We start from the raw sequence: 19977 nt of genomic DNA, 5'->3' as shown, positions 1-19977 counted from the left end.
CGCCGGTCGTCCGGCAGCCGTCGCCGGTCGTCCGGCAGCCGTCGCCGGTCGTCCGGTGGACGTCCGATCGTCCGGTGGACGCCCTGCGGCCGTCCGGCGGCCGTCCGGCGGCGTCGTCAGCCGCCGAACTTCGCGGCGTTCTTCGCCGTCACCAGCACCACCGGCACCTTGACCGTCTGCGGCAGCTTCTCACCGTGGGCGGCCTTCAGCGCCCAGTCCACGGCCTGCTTGCCCAGGAGTTGCGGCTGCTGGGCGACGGTGGCGGTCAGAGTGCCGCCGCGGACCGCCTTGACGCCGTCCGGGGTGCCGTCGAACGCCACCACCTTGACGTCCTTGCCGGACCGCGCACCGAGCGCCTTGGAGGCGCCCAGCGCCATCTCGTCGTTGGCGGCGAACACCCCGGAGATGCCGTGGTGCGCCTGGAGCATGTTGGACATCACGTCCATGCCCTTGGTGCGGTCGAAGTCGGCGGGCTGGCGGGCAACCACCTGGATGCCGGGGTACTTCTTGATGCCCTCCGCGAAGCCCTGGCCCCGCTCACGGGCGGCGGAGGTGCCCGCCTGGCCCTCCAGGAAGACCACCTTGCCCTTCCCGCCGAGCGATTCGGCCAGTGTGCGGGCGGCGAGGCGGCCGCCGGCGACGTTGTCGGAGGCGATGGTCGAGCCGACCTTCCCGCCATTGACGCCACGGTCGATGGAGATGACCGGCACCTTCGCCCGGTTGGCGACGCCCACGGCCGGCACGGCGGCGTCGGAGTCGACCGGGTTGATGATGGCGGCCTTGACGTTCTGGCTGGTGAACGTCTCCATCTGGTTGATCTGCTGGGTGGGGTCGTTCTGCGCGTCGGTGATGTTGATGTGCAGTCCCCGCGCGTCCGCCTCGGCCTGCGCGCCTTCCTTGATACCGACGAAGAACGGGTTGTTCATCGTCGACAGGGCGAGCCCCAGGTCCGTGTTGCCGCCGCGGTCGCAGCCGGCCAGCCCGAGGGCGAGGGTCGCGGCCAGCCCGGCCGCCAGCGACATCCTGACCCGGGCGCTCATCGCGCGCTCCGGCGCCGGAGCGTGTCCAGGAGGACGGCCAGCGCGATGACCAGCCCGGTGGCCACCTGCTGCCAGAACGCCGAGACGCTCAGCAGGTTGAGGCCGTTGCGCAGCACGGCGAGGATCAGCGCGCCGATGAGCGTGCCGGACGCCTTTCCGGAGCCGCCCGACAGGCTCGCCCCGCCGATGACGACGGCGGCGATGGCATCGAGTTCGTAGCCGGTGGCGGCCTGCGGCTGGGCGGAGGTGAGCCGGGCCGCGAGGACGATGCCGGCGACCGCGGCGAACAGGCCGGACAGCGCGTAGATGACCAGCTTGCGGCGCTTGACGTGGATGCCGGAGAGGCGGGCCGCCTCCTCGTTGCCGCCGATCGCGAACATCGCGCGGCCGGAGTACGTACGGGCCAGGATCAGTGCGGCGATCAGCCCCATCGCGATCATGACGAGTACGGGGGCCGGCAGCCAGCCGCCGAGGGTGTCGCCCAGCGCCCCGACCGAGCCGGGGAAGGGGACCGGTGAGCCGCCGGAGATGACCAGGGCCAGGCCGCGGCCGATGGAGAGCATCGCCAGGGTGGCGATGAACGCGGGCAGTTTGCCGTAGGCGACCAGCGCGCCGGAGACCAGCCCGGCCAGCACGCCGACCGCGAGGCCGAGCAGCACCGCGCACCACACGGGCAGGCCCTGGTCGGTGGCCGCCCAGCCGACGACGATGGCGGAGAGCGCCGCGACCGATCCGACGGACAGGTCGATGCCCGCCGAGACGATCACGAAGGTGACGCCGAAGGCGAGGATCGCGGTGACCGACGCCTGGACTCCTACGTTGAGGAGGTTCTGGCCGTTGAGGAAGTCCCTGGACAGCACGGCCATGACGACGACCAGGGCGATCAGGCCGCCCAGCGGGCCGTTGCGCAGGACCGCCCGGGAGAACCACGGCGCGAGGCCGTCCCGGTCCGGTGCCCGTCCCGCCGCCTCGGCGGCGGCTCCCGTCTTCAGCTCAGCGGACATCGGAGCCCTCCTTCGCGCTCTCGTGGGTGTTCTTTGCGGGCGCCCGGACGGCCAGTTCCATCACGGCGTCCTGGGTGGCCTCTTCCGCCGACAGCTCACCGGTCAGCCGGCCCTGCGACATCACCAGCACCCGATCGCTCATCCCGAGCACCTCGGGCAGATCGCTGGAGATCATCAGGACCGCGTGCCCGGACGCCGTCAGATCGTTGATGAGCTGGTAGATCTCGACCTTCGCGCCGACGTCGATGCCGCGCGTCGGCTCGTCGAGGATCAGCAGCCTGGTGTCCGTCAGCAGCCACTTGCCGATGACGATCTTCTGCTGGTTGCCGCCGGAGAGCGTCCGGGCGTGCTGCGCCAGGCCGCTCATGCGCACCTTCAACTGCGCGGCGACGGTGGCCGCTTCGCGCCGCTGGGTGCCGCGGTCCACCAGCCCGCCGCGGGTGTCACGGTCGAGACGGGCGAGAGTGAGGTTGTCCTGGAGGGACGCGTCCAGGACCAGACCCTGGCCCTTGCGGTCCTCCGGGACGAGGCCGAGCCCGGCGCGCATCGCGGCGCGGACGTCACCGCGGGCGAGCGCCTTGCCGTCGATCTCGACCGTGCCGGCGTCGTAGCGGTCCACGCCGAAGACGGCCCGGACGACCTCGGTACGGCCCGCGCCCACCAGTCCGGCCAGGCCCACCACCTCGCCGGCACGCACCTCGAAGCCGATGTCCTCGAAGACCGGCCCGGCCGCGCCGCCGTGCCGGGTCAGGCCGCGGACCTTCAGCAGCGGAGCGCCCGGCGCGTCGGGGCGGCGGCGCGGGTACTGCTCGGCGATGTCCCGGCCCACCATCAGGCGGATCAGCTCGTCCTCGGCGGTGGCGGCGGGCACCTCGGCGACCGAGCGGCCGTCGCGCAGGACGGTGACGCGGTCGCCGAGGGCGCCTATCTCCTCCAGGTGGTGGGTGATGAAGATGATGCCGACGCCGGATGCGCGCAGTTCGCGGACGATCGCGAAGAGCGTCTCGACCTCCTCGGAGGTGAGGACGGCCGTCGGTTCGTCCATGATCAGGACGCGGGTGTTGAGGCTGAGGGCCTTGGCGATCTCGACCATCTGGAGCCGGGCGATGCCCAGTTCGGCGACCGGGGTGTCCGGTGAGACGTCGAGGCGTACGCGGCGCAGGAGTTCGGCGGCGCGGGCCCGCATCGTCTTCCTGTCGACGAGGCCGAGGCGGGTGCGTGGCTGGCGGCCCAGGAAGATGTTCTCGGCGACGGTCAGGCCGGGGACGAGGTTGAACTCCTGGTAGATGGTGGCGATGCCGAGGCGTTCGGCGTCCTGCGCGGAGCGGATGTGCACCTCGCGCAGACCGTCGGCGGCGCCCGTGGCGTCCGCGGGTCCTGTGGCATCCGCGGTTCCCTCGCTGTCCGAGGCGGCCCCGGTGCCTGTGGCGGCCGCCAGGATGCGGCCCGCGTCGGGGCGGTGGGCGCCGGAGAGCATCTTGATCAGCGTGCTCTTGCCTGCGCCGTTCTCGCCGAGCAGGACGTGCACCTCACCGGCGCGCAGGCTCAGGTCCACGCCGTCCAGCGCGCGCACGCCCGGGAACGACTTGGCCACCCCCTCCACGCGCAGCAGTTCGCGGCCGCCCGGTACGTCGTCGTTGACGCCGGTCATGCGCTGCCCTCTCTTCCTTCCGGGTCCGGTTCCTCGTACGTGGCTGTTCGTACGGCTTGGTCAGGGGGCGGGCGACTCGCCGCAGGAGCGGCGGGTCACGAGCCGGGCGGGCAGCAGCACCGAGTCGGCCGGTCGGCCCCCGATGCGCTCCAGCAGGGTGTGCACGGCAGCCCGGCCCAGTTCGCGGGTGGGCTGGGCGATGACGGTCAGCGGCGGGTCGGTGTGGGCGAACCACGGCACGTCGTCGTAGACCACCAGCGCGACGTCGTCGGGGACCCGCAGCCCGCGCGCCTTGAGCTCGTCCATCGCACCGAGCGCCATGAGGTTGTCGGTGGCGAGCACCGCGTCCGGCGGCTGGGGCAGGTCCAGAAGGGCGCTCATCACCCGGCGGCCTCCGGTGTGCTGGAGGTCGGGGGTGACGCCGACGCGTTCGTCGGGCAGGGCGATGCCGTGGGCGGCCAGTGCGCTGCGGAAGAGGTCGAGGCGCTCGTCGCCGGTGGGGGTACCGGCCGGGGCGACGATGATCGCGGGTCGGCGGCGGCCGAGGGTGGCCAGGTGGGCGGCCAGATCGGTCATCGCGGCGCGGCCGTCGGCGCGTACGCAGGGGGCGTCGATGCCCGGCACGGTGCGGTCCAGCAGGACCAGCGGGGTGCCGGAGGCGACGACCTCGCCGAGCATCGCCGAGCCGGTGCCGGCCGAGCTGACCAGCAGGCCGTCGATCCGGCGGTCGAGCAGGGTGCGGATGTAGTCGTCCTGCTGGTCGGGGCGTTCGCCGGCGTTGCCGATGACCAGGCTGTAGCCGAGGCTGCGGGCCTCCTCCTCGACGGCGTCGGCGAGTTCGGTGAAGAAGGGGTTGGTGAGATCGCTGATGATCAGACCGAGCGCCCCGGTCCGCGCGGTGCGCAGCGCGCGGGCGACGTTGTTGGGCCGGTAGCCCAGGTCCCGTACGGCGGCCAGCACCCGCTCCCGGGTCTCGGCGACCGGGCTGTGGCCGTTGAGGACCCGGGAGACGGTGGCCACGGAGACGCCCGCCCGCTCCGCCACATCTTTGATGTTCGCCATGGCGCCGTTGCCGTCCTGTCCGGGCGATCCGCTGCGTTGCGGGATCGGCTGCTGTGGGTGACCGGTTTTCGCGCGAAACCGACTGCCGGCCGCTGTCCGTGACCGCTGTGTAATCGATTCCGCGGGTTTCGCGAGAGCTACGTAATCGATTACACGGCGGTTGCGTCAAGACATCGCGAAAGTGGCCTGTGTCACAAACGGCCGAGGGCCGCACTCCGGAGAGGAGTGCGGCCCTCGACTTCGGGCTCTACGGCAGCAGGCCGGACGCGTCAGGCGACGGTCAGCTTGACCTCGATGTTGCCGCGGGTGGCGTGCGAGTACGGGCAGACCTGGTGCGCCTTCTCCACCAGCGCCTTGGCGGTGTCCGCGTCGACGTTGGGGATCGAGGCGGAGATCTCGACCGTGAGACCGAAGGCGCCCTCGGGCGTCTTGCCGATGCCGACCTTGGCGGTCACCCGGGAACCGGAGACATCCGCCTTCTCCTGGCGGGCGACGACGCTCAGCGCGCCCTGGAAGCAGGCGCTGTAGCCCGCCGCGAAGAGCTGTTCGGGGTTGGTGCCGGCGCCGCTGCCGCCCTGCTCCTTGGGCGGGTTGACGACCACGTCGAGCTTGCCGTCGTCGCTGGCGACGCGGCCGTCGCGGCCGTTCTCGGCGGTGGCGACGGCGGTGTAGACGACGTCGACAGTCGGGATGGACATACAGAATCCTCCTGTGATTCGCCGCGACTCGCGCCCACGGATCGCGGCGGCCTGCCGACGAGCCTAACGGGCCGGAGCAAGGGGGCTCGGGGAGGGAGGCCCGTGGACCGGCAGAGGCGGCACGGAAGGGGAGCGCCGAGCGGCAAGGGAGCACGGCCAGGCGGAGCCGGCACGGGGTGCGAGACCCCACCACTCCCGGCCGATCGGCCGCGGGTGGGAGGCCCCACCACTCCTGGCCGGTCGGCCGCGCCGCCGCCCGTCACCGGTCGGTCGCGGCCGGACGGCGGTGTGCCCCGCGGTCGTCAGCCGTCGATGCTCACGATCATCTTGCCGGTGTTCTCGCCGCGCAGCAGCCCCAGGAACGCCTCGACGCCGTTCTCGATGCCGGAGACCTTGGTCTCGCTGAACTTCAGCTCGCCGGAGCGGATCCAGGCGGAGGCCTCCTCGACGAACTGCGGCTGCAGCGCGGCGTGATCGCTGACCAGCAGCCCCTGGAGGCGCAGCCGCTTGCCGATCACCATGGCGAGGTTGCGCGGCGCCGGGGTCGGCTCGGTGGCGTTGTACATCGAGATCATGCCGCAGATGGCCACCCGGCCATGGACGTTGAGGGCGGAGATGGCCGCTTCGAGGTGGTCGCCGCCGACGTTGTCGAAGTAGACGTCGATGCCCTCCGGCGCGGCCTCCTTCAACTGCTTGGCGACGTCGCCGTTCTTGTAGTTGAAGGCGGCGTCGAAGCCGTACTCCTCGACCAGGAGCTTGACCTTCTCGTCGGAACCGGCCGAGCCGATGACCCGGGAGGCGCCCTTGAGCCTGGCGATCTGGCCGACCTCGCTGCCCACCGCGCCGGCCGCGCCGGACACGAAGACGGCGTCGCCCTCCTTGAAGGACGCGACCTCCAGCAGGCCCGCGTAGGCGGTCAGGCCCGGCATGCCCAGCACGCCGAGGTACGCGGTGAGCGGTGCCAGCGACGGGTCCACCGCGGCGGCGCGCTTGGCGTCCACGACCGTGTACTCGCGCCAGCCGAGACCGTGCAGCACATGGTCACCGACGGCGACGGAGTCGGCGCGCGAGGCGATGACCTCACCGACCGCGCCGCCGTCCATGGGCTGGTCGAGCCGGAACGGCGGGAGGTAGGACTTCACGTCGTTCATCCGGCCGCGCATGTACGGGTCGACGGAGAAGTGCAGGTTGCGGACGAGGATCTGGCCCTCGTCGAGCTCCGGCACCGCGGCCTCGCGCAGCGCGAAGTCGTCCGGGGTGGGCCAGCCGTGCGGGCGGGCGACGAGGTGCCATTCGCGGCCGGTTGCGGGCAGAGCGGACATAACGCGATCCTCCAAAAGCTTCAGGTGCTGAAACAATGATGCTCCTCGATATTTCATGTTGTCAAGTAATTGGTTATCCTGGAGCCATGACAGCCCGCGCAGACTCCTTGACCGTCGAGGTCGTCGACCTGATCGGCACCGTCGTCGCCCGTTACTACGAGGAGTACGAGCACGCCGCGGCCGAGCACTCCCTGACCGGCGCGCAGGCGCGGGTCCTCAGCCTGCTCACCGTCGAGCCCCTGCCCATGCGCAAGGTCGCCCAGCGGCTGAAGTGCGAGCCGTCGAACGTGACGGGCATCGTCGACCGCCTGGAGTCCCGCGGCCTGGTGGAGCGCCGCCCCGACCCGGCCGACCGCCGCGTCAAGCTGGCCGCACCGACCGACGAGGGCGTCCGCACGGCCGAACGGCTGCGCACCTCCCTGGACTTCGCGCGCGAGCCGCTCGGCCAGCTCACCGTGGCCGAGCGCACCCTCCTCAAGCAGCTGCTCCAGCGAATGCTGGGCATAGCTCCGCAGTAGCCTCGCGCCCTCCCCGGCCCCTCCTCCGGGCACCGCCCCGGGGCGGGAATTGGCCCATGCCGGAAGGCGGCGAATGTCCCAGGTGGCCGGGCCGGACGCGCTCTAACCTGATCCCTATGACGTCCCACGACTCCCGAAGTGCGCAAGGCGCCCGGAATCCCGAGCGCCCCGCCGTCGATTTCTACTTCGACCCCATCTGCCCGTTCGCCTGGATCTCCTCCCGCTGGATCCTGGAGGTCGAGCAGCACCGTGACCTGGACCTGCGCTTCCGGGTGATGAGCCTGTCGGTGCTCAACGAGGGCCGTGCGGACCTGCCCGAGAAGTACCGCGCGCTGCTGGACGAGGGCTGGGGCCCGGTGCGGGTGTGCATCGCGGCCGCCCAGGAGCACGGCGAGGAGGTGCTGCGTGATCTGTACACGGCGCTCGGCACCCGCATCCACAACAACGGCCGCGAGGACACCGACGCCGTCATCGCGGAGGCACTCGCCGAGGTCGGGCTGCCGGCCGCCCTGGCCGGCGCCGCGGAGCGGGACGCGTACGACGATGCGCTGCGCAAGAGCCACCACGAAGGCATGGACCCGGTCGGCGAGGACGTCGGCACCCCGACCCTCCACATCGACGGCGCGGCGTTCTTCGGCCCGGTCCTGATGGCCATCCCACGCGGCGAGGAGGCGGCACGGATCTTCGACGGCGCCCGCCTCCTGGCCGGTTACGACAAGTTCTTCGAGCTCAAGCGGACCCGCACCGGGGAGTTCGACTTCAGCTGACGCCCTCGGGGGCGGCCGGCACGGATCCGCCGGCCGTCCCCGTGCCCGCGCCGCTCGACGCCGTGCCCGCGCCGTTCGCCCCCATGTCCGCGCCACCCGCCGTCCGCACCCCGCGCAGCAGCGTCGACGCCGGTACGGCCGCGCCCACCATCACGCCCGCTGCGCCCCGTACGGCTCGACGGACGACGGGACATCTGATGCGTACGGGGTAAACGACAGGGGTGACACGGTAAGCAGGCTCCGCTCACGGTGCAAACATCAGGCACAGCAAGGGAATCGGCAGTGCGTCACACCAGTGCGACTCATTGCGGGCGGCCCATTGCTGACGGCGCATTGCCGGCGACCCTGACGGAAGGCCCACTGTTACGCTCACAGCCAGTGAATCCCCCTGGTGCACTAGTACGGAGGACGCCCCGTGGACCAGTCCGCCCCGCCGCCCTACCGCCGGATCACCGACGAGCTCCGGCGCCGCATCGACATCGGCGAGCTGGCACCGGGCGACCGGGTGCCCTCGACCCGGCGGATCACTCAGGAGTGGGGTGTGGCGATGGCGACCGCCACCAAGGCGCTGACGGCCCTGCGGCAGGAGGGACTGGTCACCGTCGTCCCCGGGGTGGGAACGGTGGTCGCCGAGGAGCGGCGGGCCGCGCGCGTCGAGCCGGTGCGCGAGCGGCGGCCGCGCGAGGGTGACACGGGACTGAGCCGCGACGCCGTCGTACGGGCCGGGCTCAAGATCGCCGACGCCGAGGGGCTGCGGGCCCTGTCGATGCGCCGGGTCGCCGCCGAGTTCGGGGTGTCGTCGATGGCGCTCTACCGCCATGTGGCCAACAAGGACGAGCTGGTGCTGCTGATGGCGGACGCCGCGTTCGACGGTGTCGATCTCCCCGACCCCGCGCCGGACGGCTGGCGGGACCGGATGGAGGCGGGTGCGCGGCTGCAGTGGGCGCTCTACCAGCGGCACCCCTGGCTGGCGCAGTATCTCTCGATCACCCGGCCGCAGCCGACGCCGCGGGGGATGGCACTGATCGAGTGGACGATGGCGAGGGTGGCGGGGATGGCTCCGCTGACGCTGATTCACATGGCCATCACGCTGCTGAACTACGTCCGAGCCACGGCGGCCGGATTCGAGGACGACCGGGAGGCCGAGCAGGAGTCCGGTATGGACCGGAACCAGTGGATGGCCTCCATGGAGCCGGTGTTCGACGGGATCCTCCGGTCCGGCGCGTATCCCATGTACGCGGGAATCGACGGGACCGAAGGGGACGAGGTGACCCTGGAAACGCTCTTCGAGTTCGGCCTGGCCCGCCTCCTGGACGGCATGGAGACGCTGGTCGAGGGCCGGGCACCGAGCCCCGGCGGACCCGCCTGAGCCCACCACCGCCCACCGGCCCCGACCCTCGTAAGGCGGCCGCCCTCCCCCTCCCCGGCATCGGACCACCGCCCCCTCCCCCTGAGGCAGTTGGGCGTCGAGCCCTCCTGGCCCGCCGGTGCCCGGTCGCCCCGCGCGGCCGGCTTCCACGACCATGTCCCTCATGGCCCCCACCTCTGACAACGCCCCGCCGGCCGGCTCCGCCGCCGCGTCCGGCCCGTCCGGACCCGTCGCCTTCCAGCTCGTGCTGCTGCGCCGCATGGCCGACCACCAGCCCGGCCTCGTCGAGGACGCGCTGCGCACCCTGCGGGTCTCCCGCGCCGATCTGCACGAGGCCAACCGCCGCTGGCAGGCGCGGATGCACGCGCCACGGGCACCGGGCGGCCTCCAGCCCTACCGCGCCCTGCTCGGCGCCCCCGAGGAGGTCGCTGCCCGCCGCCTCGGCGATCTGACCTGCGAGGCCCTGACCTGGCCGGTACCGCTGTGGCCCGATCTTCGGTTCGAGGTCCTGACCGCCGCCCGGGGCGCCGTCTGGAACGCCTGGCTCGTCCGAGCCCCCGGCGCCGCCGCCCCTGCCCTCCGCACGACCGCCGACCTCACCCCCTGGTCCTGCACGGTCGACGAGGTCGCCCGGGCCTTTGCCCCGGCCCGCCCGATGGAAGGCAGCGCCCCCACCCGCTGGGCCCTGGCCTGCACCGTTCCCGACCCGGACCCGGATGCCGAGCCGCACGCCCTGGTCACGGAATTCACCTGGGGCCTGTTCCAGCGCCTGGTGGACTGACGCCGCCACCACCGGCCCACCGCGTCCCTCGACCGGACCTCCCCGGCGCGCAGCCGACGGCCGCCCGCCACAAGATGGCCGGGAGTGACCTTTGTGAACACTCCACCCATCCGGCCCAAAGGGGAGGAATCCGTCATGAGCATAAGCATCGCCCAGCTGCGGCGCTGCTCCGTCGCCGTCGACCTCGGCGCGGCCCGCACGCGGGTGTATGTCAAGAACCAAGGAATGATCGTCGACGAACCGTCGGTCGCCGCCGTCAATGTACGCACCGGAGCACTACTGGCCGTGGGCGCACAGGCAGAGGTGATGGACGGCCGCACCCCCGACCACATCCGCGTCGTGCACCCGATCTCCGGCGGCACGGTGGTGGACATCGAAATGGCCCAGCGGCTGCTGCGCAACCTGGTCGGCGACAAACTGCGCAGGACCTGGCGACGCCGGCCCTCGATGCGGGCCGCGGTCTGCATGCCGCACGGCAGCGAGCCGCTGGCACAGCGGGCCGCCGTGGAGACACTGACCGGCCTCGGCGCCCGCCGGGTGGAACTGGTCGACACCCTGATCGCGGCGGCCGTCGGCAGCGGCCTGCCGGTGGAGCAGCCGGAAGCGACCATGATCGCGGTGTGCGGATCGGCCACCACACAGATCGCGGTGCTCTCGCTCGGTTCGATAGTGGCCGCGGAGACCGTACCGGTGGGCGGCAACGCCATCATCCACGCGGTCATCCAGCACATGCGGCTGCACCACGAACTGATGCTGCCCGGTCAGGCCGTACGCCCCCTCCAAATGATGCTGGCCGGCGACGACGCCCTCGCCTCCTCGGCCGAGGTGCACGGGCGGGACGTGGTCAGTGGCCTGGCGCGCTCGGTACGCGTGGACACCGAACGGGTCCTGAAGGCCATCACCACCCCGCTGACCGCGATCCTCGACGGCATCGGCGCCGTGCTGCGCAACTGCCCGCCGGACCTGGTGGCCGACCTCGGGGAGCGCGGCCTCATGCTCGCGGGCGGCTGCGCGCTGACCCCCGGCCTGCAGCCGATGCTCCAGCAGGCCACCAGCATGCCCGTACATGTCGCGGACCGCCCCGACACCTGCGCCGTGCACGGGGTGGGCGCCATGATCGAGGGCAAGGTGGAGCCCTTGCACCTCGACCCGATGGCCCCCTAGGACGTCACCGCCGGCCCGTCCGCATCACCGGCTCTGCACGCCGACGACTCCGGGCGCCGATCACAGACTCCGGGCGTTCCAGGCGACGACCGCCGGCCGGTCGTGCTCGGTCCCCAGGACGCCGACCGCCCCGGTCTCGAACGTGAACAGCCCGCCCGCGGCGGCCGGCAGGCCGAGCCGACGAGCGGTCAGCACGCGCAGGAAGTGGGCGTGCCCCACCAGCGCCACGTCCCCCTCATCCGCCTCCAGCTGCGGCACGATCCGCGCCAGCACCCGGTCGGCACGCGCCCCGACCTGTTCGGGCGACTCCCCCGGGTGCTCGGCAGGCCCGGGGGCGACGCCATCACTGAAGAGATACCAACCGGGCCTGCTGCGGTGGATCTCGGCGGTCGAGATGCCCTCGTAGCCGCCGTAGTCCCATTCGTGCAGGCCCGGTTCGACCTGCGGCTGCGCCAGCCCGGCGAGCTCGGCGGTGCGCAGCGCTCGCCGCATCGGGCTGGCGTAGACCTGCCGGATCTTCCGATCCGACAGGAGCGGGCGCAGGGCGCGGGCCTGCTCCTCGCCGGCCGTGGTGAGCGGCAGGTCCGTGCGGCCGGTGTGCCGGCCGTTCCGGCTCCACTCGGTCTCACCGTGCCGGATCAGGAGCAGTTCGCTCACTTCTCCTGCGCCTGCTGTCCCTGCTCGGCCTGCTCGGACTGCTGGGCCTCGGCCACCGACGCGCGCACCTCGTCCATGTCCAGACCGCGGGCCTGGCCGATGACGTCCTCCAGGGCGGCCTCCGGCAGAGCTCCGGGCTGGGAGAACACCGCGATGTTGTCGCGGACGATCATCAGGGTGGGGATGGACTGGATCTGGAACGCCGAGGCCAGCTCGGGCTGCGCCTCGGTGTCGACCTTGGCGAACACCAGGTCGTCGTGCTTTTCGGAGGACCGCTCGAAGACCGGGCCGAACTGCTTGCACGGACCGCACCACTCGGCCCAGAAGTCGATCAGGACGAAGCCGTTGCCGGAGACGATCTCGTCGAAGTTTTCCTTGGTGAGCTCTACCGTGCTCATGCGTGCTTCCCTGCTTCCGGTCTGCGTTCGATGTCCGTTTGGTGTCCAGCTGCGGTAACGGCCACCTTCCGTGCCGTATTCCGCATACCGAACCGTCCCGCACCCCTGCCCATCGCACACCGTCCTAGACATCCGATCCGGGTGGCGAACCCCACTCCGCCGGCCGCCGGCCGACACCCCTCGCGACCGCCTCCCCGACGGCGCCCGCAAGGCCACGCCCACCGGCCCGCGCATCCCCCTGACCACCGAACGGCCGAGCCCCCGCCCGATGCCACATCAGCAGAGCCACCGGACCTCGGGTTTGCCCCTGCCCCCCGACCCGAGCCGCCCGCCGGCGCCGTGCGCGGCAGTGCCGGCGAGGGCACCGCCGCCCCGACTCCGCCCTTCCCGCCTTCCGGCCCTCCGGCCGTCCGGCCACCGTTCATCCGGACGATCACGATGACCTCGACCATCAGGAAAGCTCCTCTCCCGCCGGTGCTTCCATGGTGCGCCGCGGTGGATCGCCGGGCCACAGGAGCGCCACAGCCGCCCCCGGCTCGCACCGCCACTGAATGGGGCGCCACCCGTCCGAATGCCCGTCGCCCTCCCTGAGCGACTCCACCACACGCCCCATCCCACATGCCCCACCCAACACCCCCCACCCAACACTCCCCGCATGTCGGGCAATTGAGGTCCACGTCCCCTTCGAGGGAGCCACGGGCACGGCGCCGCGCGGGCCCCTCCCCCATTACCGCCGAAGGGCCACGCCCCCGGCGGCGCCCCGACGGCCGGGGCCGCCTCGGCGCCGAGGCGACATGCCGTCAGCCCACCCGCCCGACCGCGGCGATGACCGCCCATCTCTCCGCCCCGCACCCCGGCGGTCATGGTGCGGCCCGGCGCACTGACGCACCACGACGTCCGCGGCGCGCGACCGGGGCGCTTCCGTCACGGCGACCGCTCGTTGTACCGGCGTCACATCTTCGACACGGGGTTACCCCGACATTGCACTGGGTAGCCGATGCGTGACCATACGTAACGACGTGAAGGGAGGTGCGCGGCAGCCGCAAAGTGGCCCGAACAGAATCGAGGGCCGCCACGCGATGCGTGACGACCCTCTTCCGTGCGCTTCGCCCGGTCTGATCGTTTCTTCGCTACCGGGCTGTGGTGGGGCGGGTGGGACTCGAACCCACGGCCGACGGATTATGAGTCCGCTGCTCTAACCGGCTGAGCTACCGCCCCCTCACGGCGCGCCGCGCACATTTGTGCGCGCCGTCTGCCGCAGCATAGCCGCTCATACGATCTGCTGCCCGTGTGGGCTTCCGTTGGGCTGCCCGCTGCGACCATGCATGCCCAAGAGGACTTCGATCACCGCCGGTTCGGTTCCACGGCACAAGAAAAAGGACCCCTTCCGGGGTCCTCGTTCTTTCTGCTCCCCCGACTGGACTCGAACCAGTAACCCTCCGGTTAACAGCCGAATGCTCTGCCAATTGAGCTACAGGGGACCGAGCTCCCCCGACTGGACTCGAACCAGTAACCTGCCGGTTAACAGCCGGCTGCTCTGCCAATTGAGCTACAGGGGAATGCTCTGTGTGCCTCGAATGCGTCCCCGTCCGGGCCTCCGGACGGCGCGCGCTCGCTGCGACACATACATTAGCGCAAGCAGGGGGGTGCTCCGCCAATCGGTATCCCCCGGGAGACCTCGGGTGATCTCCGGCTGTGCAGGGTAGGCGGGCGACACAGCCCGGCGGTCCGGCGCATACCGGTACCGGACGGGATCGAGCGGCATCGGAGCGCGGCGGCTTCGGCAGCGGCGCGCGGGAGCGACGAGAGGGATAGGTGGAGCGATGCGCTACCGGCTCACGTTCATCGCGGGACTGACCATCGGATATGTGTTCGGCGCGCGGGCCGGCCGGGAGCGGTACGAGCAGCTGCGCAAGGGCGCCCAGCGGATCGCACAGAACCCCGCCGTCCGGAACACCGCGGAGTCCGCGGCGCTGAGCGGACGCCATGCCGCGTCACGCGCCTTCGGAACGGTTTCGGCCAAGGTCGGCGACCGGCTGCCGCCGTCCGTCACGGACCGGGTCCGCTCGCTGCGCGAGCAGCGTTCGTCCGACGAGGACGACTGGGGCACCACCAACACCTGAGCCCGTCGGGGACCGCGCGGCGGGCGGCGGACGGCGCGGCTGCCGGGGTGGCCTCCGGGGCAAACCCTGACTCTCTCCTCATGCGTCCCATGGGGCATTCTGGGGTTATGGGGATAGTCGCCGGGCTGGACAGTTCGTCCGCAAGCACACAGATCGTGGTCTGCGATGCGGAGACGGGTGCCGTCATCAGGCAGGGGTATGCGCCACACCCTGTCGAAAAGGGACCCGAGGTCGATCCGCAGGCATGGCTGATGTCGCTGGGCGAGGCGGCGGGCAACGGCCTGCTGGAAGGCGTTCAGGCGATCGGCGTCTCGGCGCAGCAGCACGGACTGGTACCGCTGGACACGGAGGGCAACCTCGTCCGGCCGGCGTTGGTCGGCAACGACAAACGCGCGCAGAGCGCGGCCGCGGACCTGGTGGACGCGCTGGGCGGGCGCACGGCGTGGGCACAGGCCGTGGGGGCGGTGCCGCAGGCGGCGCATCCGGTGACGAAGCTGCGCTGGCTGGCACGTACGGAACCGGAGAACGCGGCGCGGATCGTGGAGGTCATGCAGCCGCACGACTGGCTGGCCTGGCAGCTGCTGGGCCGGCCGGCGCGGCGCACGACGGACCGGGGCGGCGCCTCGACGACGGGCTTCTGGTCGGCGGCGACCGAGTCGTACCGGCCCGATCTGATCGAGTTGGCGTTGGGCCATCAGGTGCGGCTGCCGGAGGTGCTGGGGCCGTCGGGGACGGCCGGCTTCACCCCGGAGGGGCTGCTGATCTCGGCGGGGACGGGCGAGACGATGGCGGCCGCGTTCGGGCTCGGCGTCGGAGAAGGGGACGCCGTGGTGTCGCTGGGCGCCTCGGGGTCCGTCTTCGGGATCCATCACGAGGCGCTGGCGGATCCGTCCGGCACCATCACCTCGTTCGCGGACGCCACCGGGCGCCATCTGCCGGTGGTGCACACCACCAATGCGGTGCGGGTGCTGCGGGGTGCGGCGGAGATGCTCGGGACGGATCTGGAGGGGCTGTCCGAGCTGGCGCTGAAGTCGTCACCCGGTGCGTACGGCATGGTGATGCTGCCGTATCTGGAGGGTGAGCGGACGCCGTATCTGCCCCACACCGCAGGGTCCTTGCACGGGATGCGGCGGGAGAGCATGCGACCGGAGCATCTGGCGCGGGCGGCCGTGGAGGGCATGCTGTGCGGCCTCGCGGATGCGCTGGACGTGCTGCGCGGGCGGGGTGTGGCGGTGCGCCGGGTGTTCCTGCTGGGCGCGGCCGCGGAGCTGGGCGCGGTGCAGGCGGCGGCGCCTGGGCTGTTCGGGGTGCAGGTCGTGGTGCCGCAGCCGGCCGACTACGCGGCGCTGGGCGCGGCACGGCAGGCTGCATGGGCCTGGGGCGTCGCGCACGGCACGCTCGCCCGGGCCACGGAACACGTGCCGGGCGGCGGTTCCGCCTGGGTCGACCCGCCGGTGTGGCCGGCTGCCGCGAGCCAGGTCTTCGAGCCGGGTGACGAGCTGGCCGTCGGCCAGGCGGTGCGCCAGCAGTACGTGTCGGTGCGTGACGAGACCCACCCGGGGGCGTTCGGGGCGGAGTCCTGAGCCGTTCGGGGCAGCGGCCGGCCGTCAGTCCAGGTAGCCGCGGAGCTGGTCGGCGAAGGCGTGGTCGCGGAGTTTGTTGAGGGTTTTGGACTCGATCTGCCGTATCCGTTCGCGGGTCACTCCGAAGATCCGGCCGATCTCCTCCAGGGTGCGGGGGCGGCCGTCGGCGAGGCCGTAGCGGAGCTGGACGACCTTGCGTTCGCGTTCGCCGAGGGTGGACAGGACCGCGTCGAGGTGTTCGCGCAGCAGGAGGAACGCGGCGGATTCGACGGGTGAGGCGGCGTCGCCGTCCTCGATGAGGTCGCCGAGGGCGACGTCGTCCTCCTCGCCGACAGGGGCGTGCAGGGAGACCGGTTCCTGGGCCAGGCGCAGCACCTCGCTGACGCGTTCCTCGGTGAGGTCGAGGTGGGCGGCGACTTCTTCCGCTGTGGGTTCGTAGCCGCGTTCCTGGAGCATCCGGCGCTGGACGCGGATCACGCGGTTGATCAGTTCGACGACGTGGACCGGGACGCGGATGGTTCTGGCCTGGTCGGCGAGGGCGCGGGACATCGCCTGACGGATCCACCAGGTGGCATACGTGGAGAACTTGTAGCCGCGGGCGTAGTCGAACTTCTCGACGGCGCGGATCAGGCCGAGGTTTCCCTCCTGGACGAGGTCGAGCATGGTCAGGCCGCGGCCGACGTAGCGCTTGGCGACGGAGACGACCAGGCGGAGGTTGGCCTCGATGAGGCGGCGTTTGGCGATCCGGCCCAGGACCACCAACCGGTCGAGGTCGTGGGCGAGTTGGGAGGCGAGGTCGGGGGTGCTGGTGAGCTTTTCCTCGGCGAAGAGGCCGGCCTCGACGCGGCGGGCGAGTTCGACCTCCTCGGCGGCGGTGAGCAGCGGGATCCGACCGATTTCGCGGAGGTACTGGCGGAAGAGGTCGGACGAGGGGCTGCCGGTGTCGGGGCGAGACGCGGACCTCGGGGGCTCCGGGGGGATCTCCTCGGTGAGGCTCTCGGCGGCCGGCGATCCGGGCTGCTGCTCCACGGTGACCTGCCCGGCCGGCCCCGGGGGCGGTTCGGCCCGGGACGTCTCGGGATGGGCGGGCGCGTCGGAGAGGGTCTGGCTCTGCACGGGGGCGACCTCCAGGGTGATCGCGGCTGAAGCGGCAGAAAGGCCGGGAACGGCTGCGGCCGAGCCGCACGCCGCCCCGTCATGTCGCGGGCGGCCGCGCGGGAGATCCACGATCCGTCCGGGCGGATCCGCCGCGCTCCGAGGACTCAGGCACCGCTCCTCAGTGTGGAGTACGACACATGCCCGCCACGAGGGGCGTGCGACCACTTTCTGAGTTCGTTCCGTGACCGAGCGGCTACGGCGGGGGGTCGCGTGCGTCCCAAGGGCCGTAAGGGGCGGGGGAACAGATCCCGTAGGGGTTGGCGGCGCCCCCTGCGAGGCCGCAACGCGGGGGTGCGGGGCGGTATTCCTGATGGGCGGGGTCGCGGTGTGGCCTGCGGGGTGGCTGCTGTAGCCGCTGCAGGGGCCGCGTCGGCGGGGCGCGCGGCCAATGCGGGCGCGTCGACGGGCGCGTGCGCCAGGGTGGGCGCACCGACGGGGCAGGCGCCGCGGGCCGGGCTGGGCGCTACGGCACGGCCGCACCTGGGGAACGGGCGCTGCAGGGCCGCCGGGGGGACAGGCGCTGCAGGGCCGGGGCAGGGCGCAACAACACGGCCGCACCTGGGGAACGGGCGCTGCAGGGCCGCCGGGGGGACAGGCGCTGCAGGGCCGGGGCAGGGTGGGCACTACGAGGCGGCTGCGTCGGCGGGAGGGGTGCGGCACGGCCGGGGTGGGTGGCCGGGAGGTGGGTGGCCGGGAGGTGGGTGTTACAGGGCGGCGTAGCCGCGTTCGCGCAGGGACTGGCCGTACTGCTGGAGGACCCAGAGTTCGTTCTGGACGGCGGTGAGGTGCTCGGGGTCGGCGCGGGGGCCCAGACGCTGGAGGGTGCCGCGGATTTCGGTGACGCGGCGGTTGACGGCGGCGAGGCGGACGGCGACCAACTGGACGCCCGCATAGGCGTCGTCGGGATCGCGGCGGGTGTGCAGGGGCTCGACGGCGAGCTCGGTGACCATGGCGCGGACGGTGTCGTCGGCGGCGGCCTCGCGGACCCGGGGGACGTACCCGCCGTCGGCCGCGCCCGCCGCGGCGCCGCCGGCGTCCTCGATGCACTGGCGGACCGTGGCGTACGGCGGGGCGGTGAACTCGTCGACGCCGTAGGCGTCGAAGGCCGGGGAGACCAGGTCGGGGCGCTGGAGGGCGAGCTTGAGGAGCTCGCGTTCGACGCGGTGGGCGGGGCTGCGGAGGTTGAGGGCGGGGCCGCGGGGGCCGGGCGCCGGACGGGCCTGCTCGGGAGCCGGGGCCTGGCCCCCGCGGCGCGCCTGGCCGCGACCCTGGTCGGGGCCGCCGTCACGGCCGCGCTCGCGGGCCCAGCGGGCGAGCTGGCCGACCCGGCGAACGACGAACTGGGTGTCGAGGATGCCGAGCATGCCGGCGAGCTGGACGGCGGACTCGTGCTGGATGGAGCTGTTCTTGATGTTCGCGACGATCGGTGCCGCTTCGTCGAGGGCGGCGGCGCGGCCCACGGTGGTGTCGAGATTGTGCCGGGAGACGACATGGCGCAGGGCGAACTCGAAGAGCGGGGTGCGGGTCTCGACGAGGTCGGCGACGGCCGCGTCGCCCTTGGCGAGGCGCAGGTCGCAGGGGTCCATGCCGCCGGGGGTGATGGCGATGGAGGTCTCGGCGGCGAACTTCTGGTCGTCCTCGAAGGCGCGCAGGGCGGCCTTCTGGCCGGCGGCGTCACCGTCGAAGGTGAAGACGACCTCGGAGCCGGAGTGGTCCATCAGGAGGCGGCGCAGGATCTTGATGTGGCCCTCGCCGAAGGAGGTGCCGCAGGTGGCGATGGCGGTGGTGATGCCGGCGAGGTGGCAGGCCATGACGTCGGTGTAGCCCTCGACGACGACGGCGCGGCTGGTCCGGGCGATCTCCTTTTTGGCGAGGTCGATGCCGTAGAGGACCTGGGACTTGCGATAGATGGGGGTTTCGGGGGTGTTGAGGTACTTGGGGCCATTGTCGTCGTCGCGGAGCTTGCGGGCGCCGAAGCCGACGACCTCGCCGGAGATGTCGCGGATGGGCCACATCAGGCGGCCGCGGAAGCGGTCGATGGGGCCGCGGCGGCCTTCCTGGGCGAGGCCGGCGAGGATCAGCTCCTTGTCGCTGAAGCCGCGGCCGCGCAGGAAGCGGGTGAGGTGGTCCCAGCCGGCCGGGCTGTAGCCGACGCCGAAGTGCTGGGCGGCGGCCTGGTCGAAGCCGCGCTCGGCGAGGAATTTCCGGCCGATCTCGGCCTCGGGGCCGTCCAGCTGCTCGATGTAGAACTGGGCGGCGACCTTGTGGGCCTCCACCAGGCGGGTGCGTTCGCCCTGCTGGCGGCCGGGGGTGTAGCCGCCCTCTTCGTAGCGCAGGGTGATGCCGGCCTGGGAGGCGAGGCGCTCGATGGTCTCGGCGAAGGAGAGGTGGTCGATCTTCATGATGAAGTCGACGGTGTCGCCGCCCTCCTGGCAGCCGAAGCAGTGGTAGAGCCCCTTGGCGGTGCTGACGTGGAAGGAGGGGGACTTCTCGTCGTGGAAGGGGCACAGGCCCTTGAGGTTGCCGCCGCCGGCGTTGCGGAGCTGGAGATACTCGGACACGACGGCGTCGATCGGGACCGCGTCCCGTACCGCCTTCACATCGTCATCGTTGATCCTGCCAGCCACGGGGGAATTCTACGGCCGGGGTCGGACAGTCTCCGCCGCCCGTCCGGTCGCACCG

General features: G+C 72.1%; 16 protein-coding genes, 3 tRNA genes and 1 pseudogene. 7 read left to right on the top strand and 13 right to left on the bottom strand.

Annotation, left to right across the window (positions count from 1 at the left end; genetic code table 11):
* Positions 1 to 116 precede the first annotated feature (116 nt).
* The 5 genes and pseudogenes from ACGFML_RS11965 to ACGFML_RS11945 all read right to left on the bottom strand — a co-directional run bounded on the left by ACGFML_RS11965 (position 117) and on the right by ACGFML_RS11945 (position 6777).
* A pseudogene (locus ACGFML_RS11965) lies at positions 117 to 2044 on the bottom strand (substrate-binding domain-containing protein).
* Positions 2034 to 3695 (bottom strand): sugar ABC transporter ATP-binding protein, encoded by a 1662-nt coding sequence (locus tag ACGFML_RS11960; protein WP_393542573.1) that lies wholly within the window; start codon positions 3693 to 3695, stop codon positions 2034 to 2036. The pseudogene ACGFML_RS11965 and the gene ACGFML_RS11960 overlap by 11 nt, the downstream one beginning before the upstream one ends.
* Before the next feature lie 60 nt (positions 3696 to 3755).
* Positions 3756 to 4757, bottom strand: a complete 1002-nt coding sequence (locus ACGFML_RS11955) for a LacI family DNA-binding transcriptional regulator (RefSeq protein ID WP_393542571.1) — start codon at positions 4755 to 4757, stop codon at positions 3756 to 3758.
* A gap of 269 nt (positions 4758 to 5026) precedes the next feature.
* The gene (locus ACGFML_RS11950) at positions 5027 to 5455 is read right to left on the bottom strand and encodes an organic hydroperoxide resistance protein (RefSeq protein WP_393542569.1); all 429 of its coding nucleotides are present in this window, start codon (positions 5453 to 5455) and stop codon (positions 5027 to 5029) included.
* Positions 5456 to 5757: 302 nt separating this feature from the next.
* Positions 5758 to 6777, bottom strand: a complete 1020-nt coding sequence (locus tag ACGFML_RS11945) for an NADP-dependent oxidoreductase (protein ID WP_393542567.1) — start codon at positions 6775 to 6777, stop codon at positions 5758 to 5760.
* An 86-nt stretch (positions 6778 to 6863) separates the two neighbouring features.
* On the opposite strand from ACGFML_RS11945, the gene ACGFML_RS11940 reads away from it, so the two are divergent.
* Both ACGFML_RS11940 and ACGFML_RS11935 read left to right on the top strand, forming a co-directional pair.
* A complete protein-coding gene (locus ACGFML_RS11940; RefSeq protein WP_393542565.1) occupies positions 6864 to 7295 on the top strand; it encodes a MarR family winged helix-turn-helix transcriptional regulator in 432 nt (143 codons plus the stop codon).
* A 116-nt stretch (positions 7296 to 7411) separates the two neighbouring features.
* A complete protein-coding gene (locus tag ACGFML_RS11935; RefSeq protein WP_393542563.1) occupies positions 7412 to 8062 on the top strand; it encodes a disulfide bond formation protein DsbA in 651 nt (216 codons plus the stop codon).
* On the opposite strand, the gene ACGFML_RS11930 is transcribed toward ACGFML_RS11935, so the two are convergent.
* Positions 8055 to 8216, bottom strand: a complete 162-nt coding sequence (locus tag ACGFML_RS11930) for a hypothetical protein (RefSeq protein ID WP_393542561.1) — start codon at positions 8214 to 8216, stop codon at positions 8055 to 8057. The genes ACGFML_RS11935 and ACGFML_RS11930 overlap by 8 nt on opposite strands.
* 261 nt (positions 8217 to 8477) lie before the next feature.
* Here ACGFML_RS11930 and ACGFML_RS11925 point away from each other — a divergent pair, with 261 nt between their 5' ends.
* The 3 genes from ACGFML_RS11925 to ACGFML_RS11915 all read left to right on the top strand — a co-directional run bounded on the left by ACGFML_RS11925 (position 8478) and on the right by ACGFML_RS11915 (position 11376).
* Positions 8478 to 9431 (top strand): TetR/AcrR family transcriptional regulator C-terminal domain-containing protein, encoded by a 954-nt coding sequence (locus ACGFML_RS11925; RefSeq protein WP_393542559.1) that lies wholly within the window; start codon positions 8478 to 8480, stop codon positions 9429 to 9431.
* A 163-nt stretch (positions 9432 to 9594) separates the two neighbouring features.
* Positions 9595 to 10212, top strand: coding sequence for a hypothetical protein (locus ACGFML_RS11920; RefSeq protein ID WP_393542557.1), 618 nt, complete (start codon positions 9595 to 9597; stop codon positions 10210 to 10212).
* Between the two features lie 135 nt (positions 10213 to 10347).
* Complete coding sequence (locus tag ACGFML_RS11915) at positions 10348 to 11376, top strand: rod shape-determining protein (RefSeq protein ID WP_393542556.1); 1029 nt, start codon at positions 10348 to 10350, stop codon at positions 11374 to 11376.
* A 60-nt stretch (positions 11377 to 11436) separates the two neighbouring features.
* On the opposite strand, the gene ACGFML_RS11910 is transcribed toward ACGFML_RS11915, so the two are convergent.
* The 5 genes from ACGFML_RS11910 to ACGFML_RS11890 all read right to left on the bottom strand — a co-directional run bounded on the left by ACGFML_RS11910 (position 11437) and on the right by ACGFML_RS11890 (position 13990).
* Positions 11437 to 12033, bottom strand: a complete 597-nt coding sequence (locus ACGFML_RS11910; RefSeq protein ID WP_393542554.1) for a histidine phosphatase family protein — start codon at positions 12031 to 12033, stop codon at positions 11437 to 11439.
* Positions 12030 to 12431 (bottom strand): thioredoxin, encoded by a 402-nt coding sequence (gene trxA, locus ACGFML_RS11905; RefSeq protein WP_393542553.1) that lies wholly within the window; start codon positions 12429 to 12431, stop codon positions 12030 to 12032. The genes ACGFML_RS11910 and trxA overlap by 4 nt, the downstream gene beginning before the upstream one ends.
* 1141 nt (positions 12432 to 13572) lie before the next feature.
* Positions 13573 to 13649: transfer RNA gene (locus ACGFML_RS11900), tRNA-Ile, on the bottom strand.
* Between the two features lie 190 nt (positions 13650 to 13839).
* Positions 13840 to 13912 (bottom strand) — tRNA-Asn (locus ACGFML_RS11895).
* Between the two features lie 5 nt (positions 13913 to 13917).
* Positions 13918 to 13990, bottom strand: a tRNA-Asn gene (locus ACGFML_RS11890).
* A 264-nt stretch (positions 13991 to 14254) separates the two neighbouring features.
* Between ACGFML_RS11890 and ACGFML_RS11885 the strand changes: the two genes are divergently transcribed.
* Both ACGFML_RS11885 and ACGFML_RS11880 read left to right on the top strand, forming a co-directional pair.
* The gene (locus tag ACGFML_RS11885; RefSeq protein WP_393542551.1) at positions 14255 to 14554 is read left to right on the top strand and encodes a YtxH domain-containing protein; all 300 of its coding nucleotides are present in this window, start codon (positions 14255 to 14257) and stop codon (positions 14552 to 14554) included.
* A gap of 107 nt (positions 14555 to 14661) precedes the next feature.
* Positions 14662 to 16137, top strand: coding sequence for an FGGY family carbohydrate kinase (locus ACGFML_RS11880; RefSeq protein WP_393542549.1), 1476 nt, complete (start codon positions 14662 to 14664; stop codon positions 16135 to 16137).
* 24 nt (positions 16138 to 16161) lie between these two features.
* On the opposite strand, the gene ACGFML_RS11875 is transcribed toward ACGFML_RS11880, so the two are convergent.
* A complete protein-coding gene (locus tag ACGFML_RS11875) occupies positions 16162 to 17364 on the bottom strand; it encodes a sigma-70 family RNA polymerase sigma factor (RefSeq protein ID WP_393542547.1) in 1203 nt (400 codons plus the stop codon).
* 635 nt (positions 17365 to 17999) lie between these two features.
* The gene (gene dnaG / locus ACGFML_RS11870) at positions 18000 to 19922 is read right to left on the bottom strand and encodes a DNA primase (RefSeq protein ID WP_393542545.1); all 1923 of its coding nucleotides are present in this window, start codon (positions 19920 to 19922) and stop codon (positions 18000 to 18002) included.
* Between the last annotated feature and the right edge of the window lie 55 nt (positions 19923 to 19977).

The organism is Streptomyces sp. NPDC048650, assembly GCF_043199095.1.
Taxonomy (GTDB): Bacteria; Actinomycetota; Actinomycetes; order Streptomycetales; family Streptomycetaceae; genus Streptomyces.
The sequence above is the reverse complement of the archived record's forward strand: the minus strand, read 5'-3'. Positions and strand labels throughout refer to the sequence as shown.

Coding starts and splice junctions, on each gene's coding strand:
- ACGFML_RS11960 (WP_393542573.1), bottom strand. CDS start 3,695: ATGACCGGCGTCAACGACGACGTACCGGGCGGCCGCGAACTGCTGCGC.
- ACGFML_RS11955 (WP_393542571.1), bottom strand. CDS start 4,757: ATGGCGAACATCAAAGATGTGGCGGAGCGGGCGGGCGTCTCCGTGGCC.
- ACGFML_RS11950 (WP_393542569.1), bottom strand. CDS start 5,455: ATGTCCATCCCGACTGTCGACGTCGTCTACACCGCCGTCGCCACCGCC.
- ACGFML_RS11945 (WP_393542567.1), bottom strand. CDS start 6,777: ATGTCCGCTCTGCCCGCAACCGGCCGCGAATGGCACCTCGTCGCCCGC.
- ACGFML_RS11940 (WP_393542565.1), top strand. CDS start 6,864: ATGACAGCCCGCGCAGACTCCTTGACCGTCGAGGTCGTCGACCTGATC.
- ACGFML_RS11935 (WP_393542563.1), top strand. CDS start 7,412: ATGACGTCCCACGACTCCCGAAGTGCGCAAGGCGCCCGGAATCCCGAG.
- ACGFML_RS11920 (WP_393542557.1), top strand. CDS start 9,595: ATGGCCCCCACCTCTGACAACGCCCCGCCGGCCGGCTCCGCCGCCGCG.
- ACGFML_RS11915 (WP_393542556.1), top strand. CDS start 10,348: ATGAGCATAAGCATCGCCCAGCTGCGGCGCTGCTCCGTCGCCGTCGAC.
- trxA (WP_393542553.1), bottom strand. CDS start 12,431: ATGAGCACGGTAGAGCTCACCAAGGAAAACTTCGACGAGATCGTCTCC.
- ACGFML_RS11885 (WP_393542551.1), top strand. CDS start 14,255: ATGCGCTACCGGCTCACGTTCATCGCGGGACTGACCATCGGATATGTG.
- ACGFML_RS11880 (WP_393542549.1), top strand. CDS start 14,662: ATGGGGATAGTCGCCGGGCTGGACAGTTCGTCCGCAAGCACACAGATC.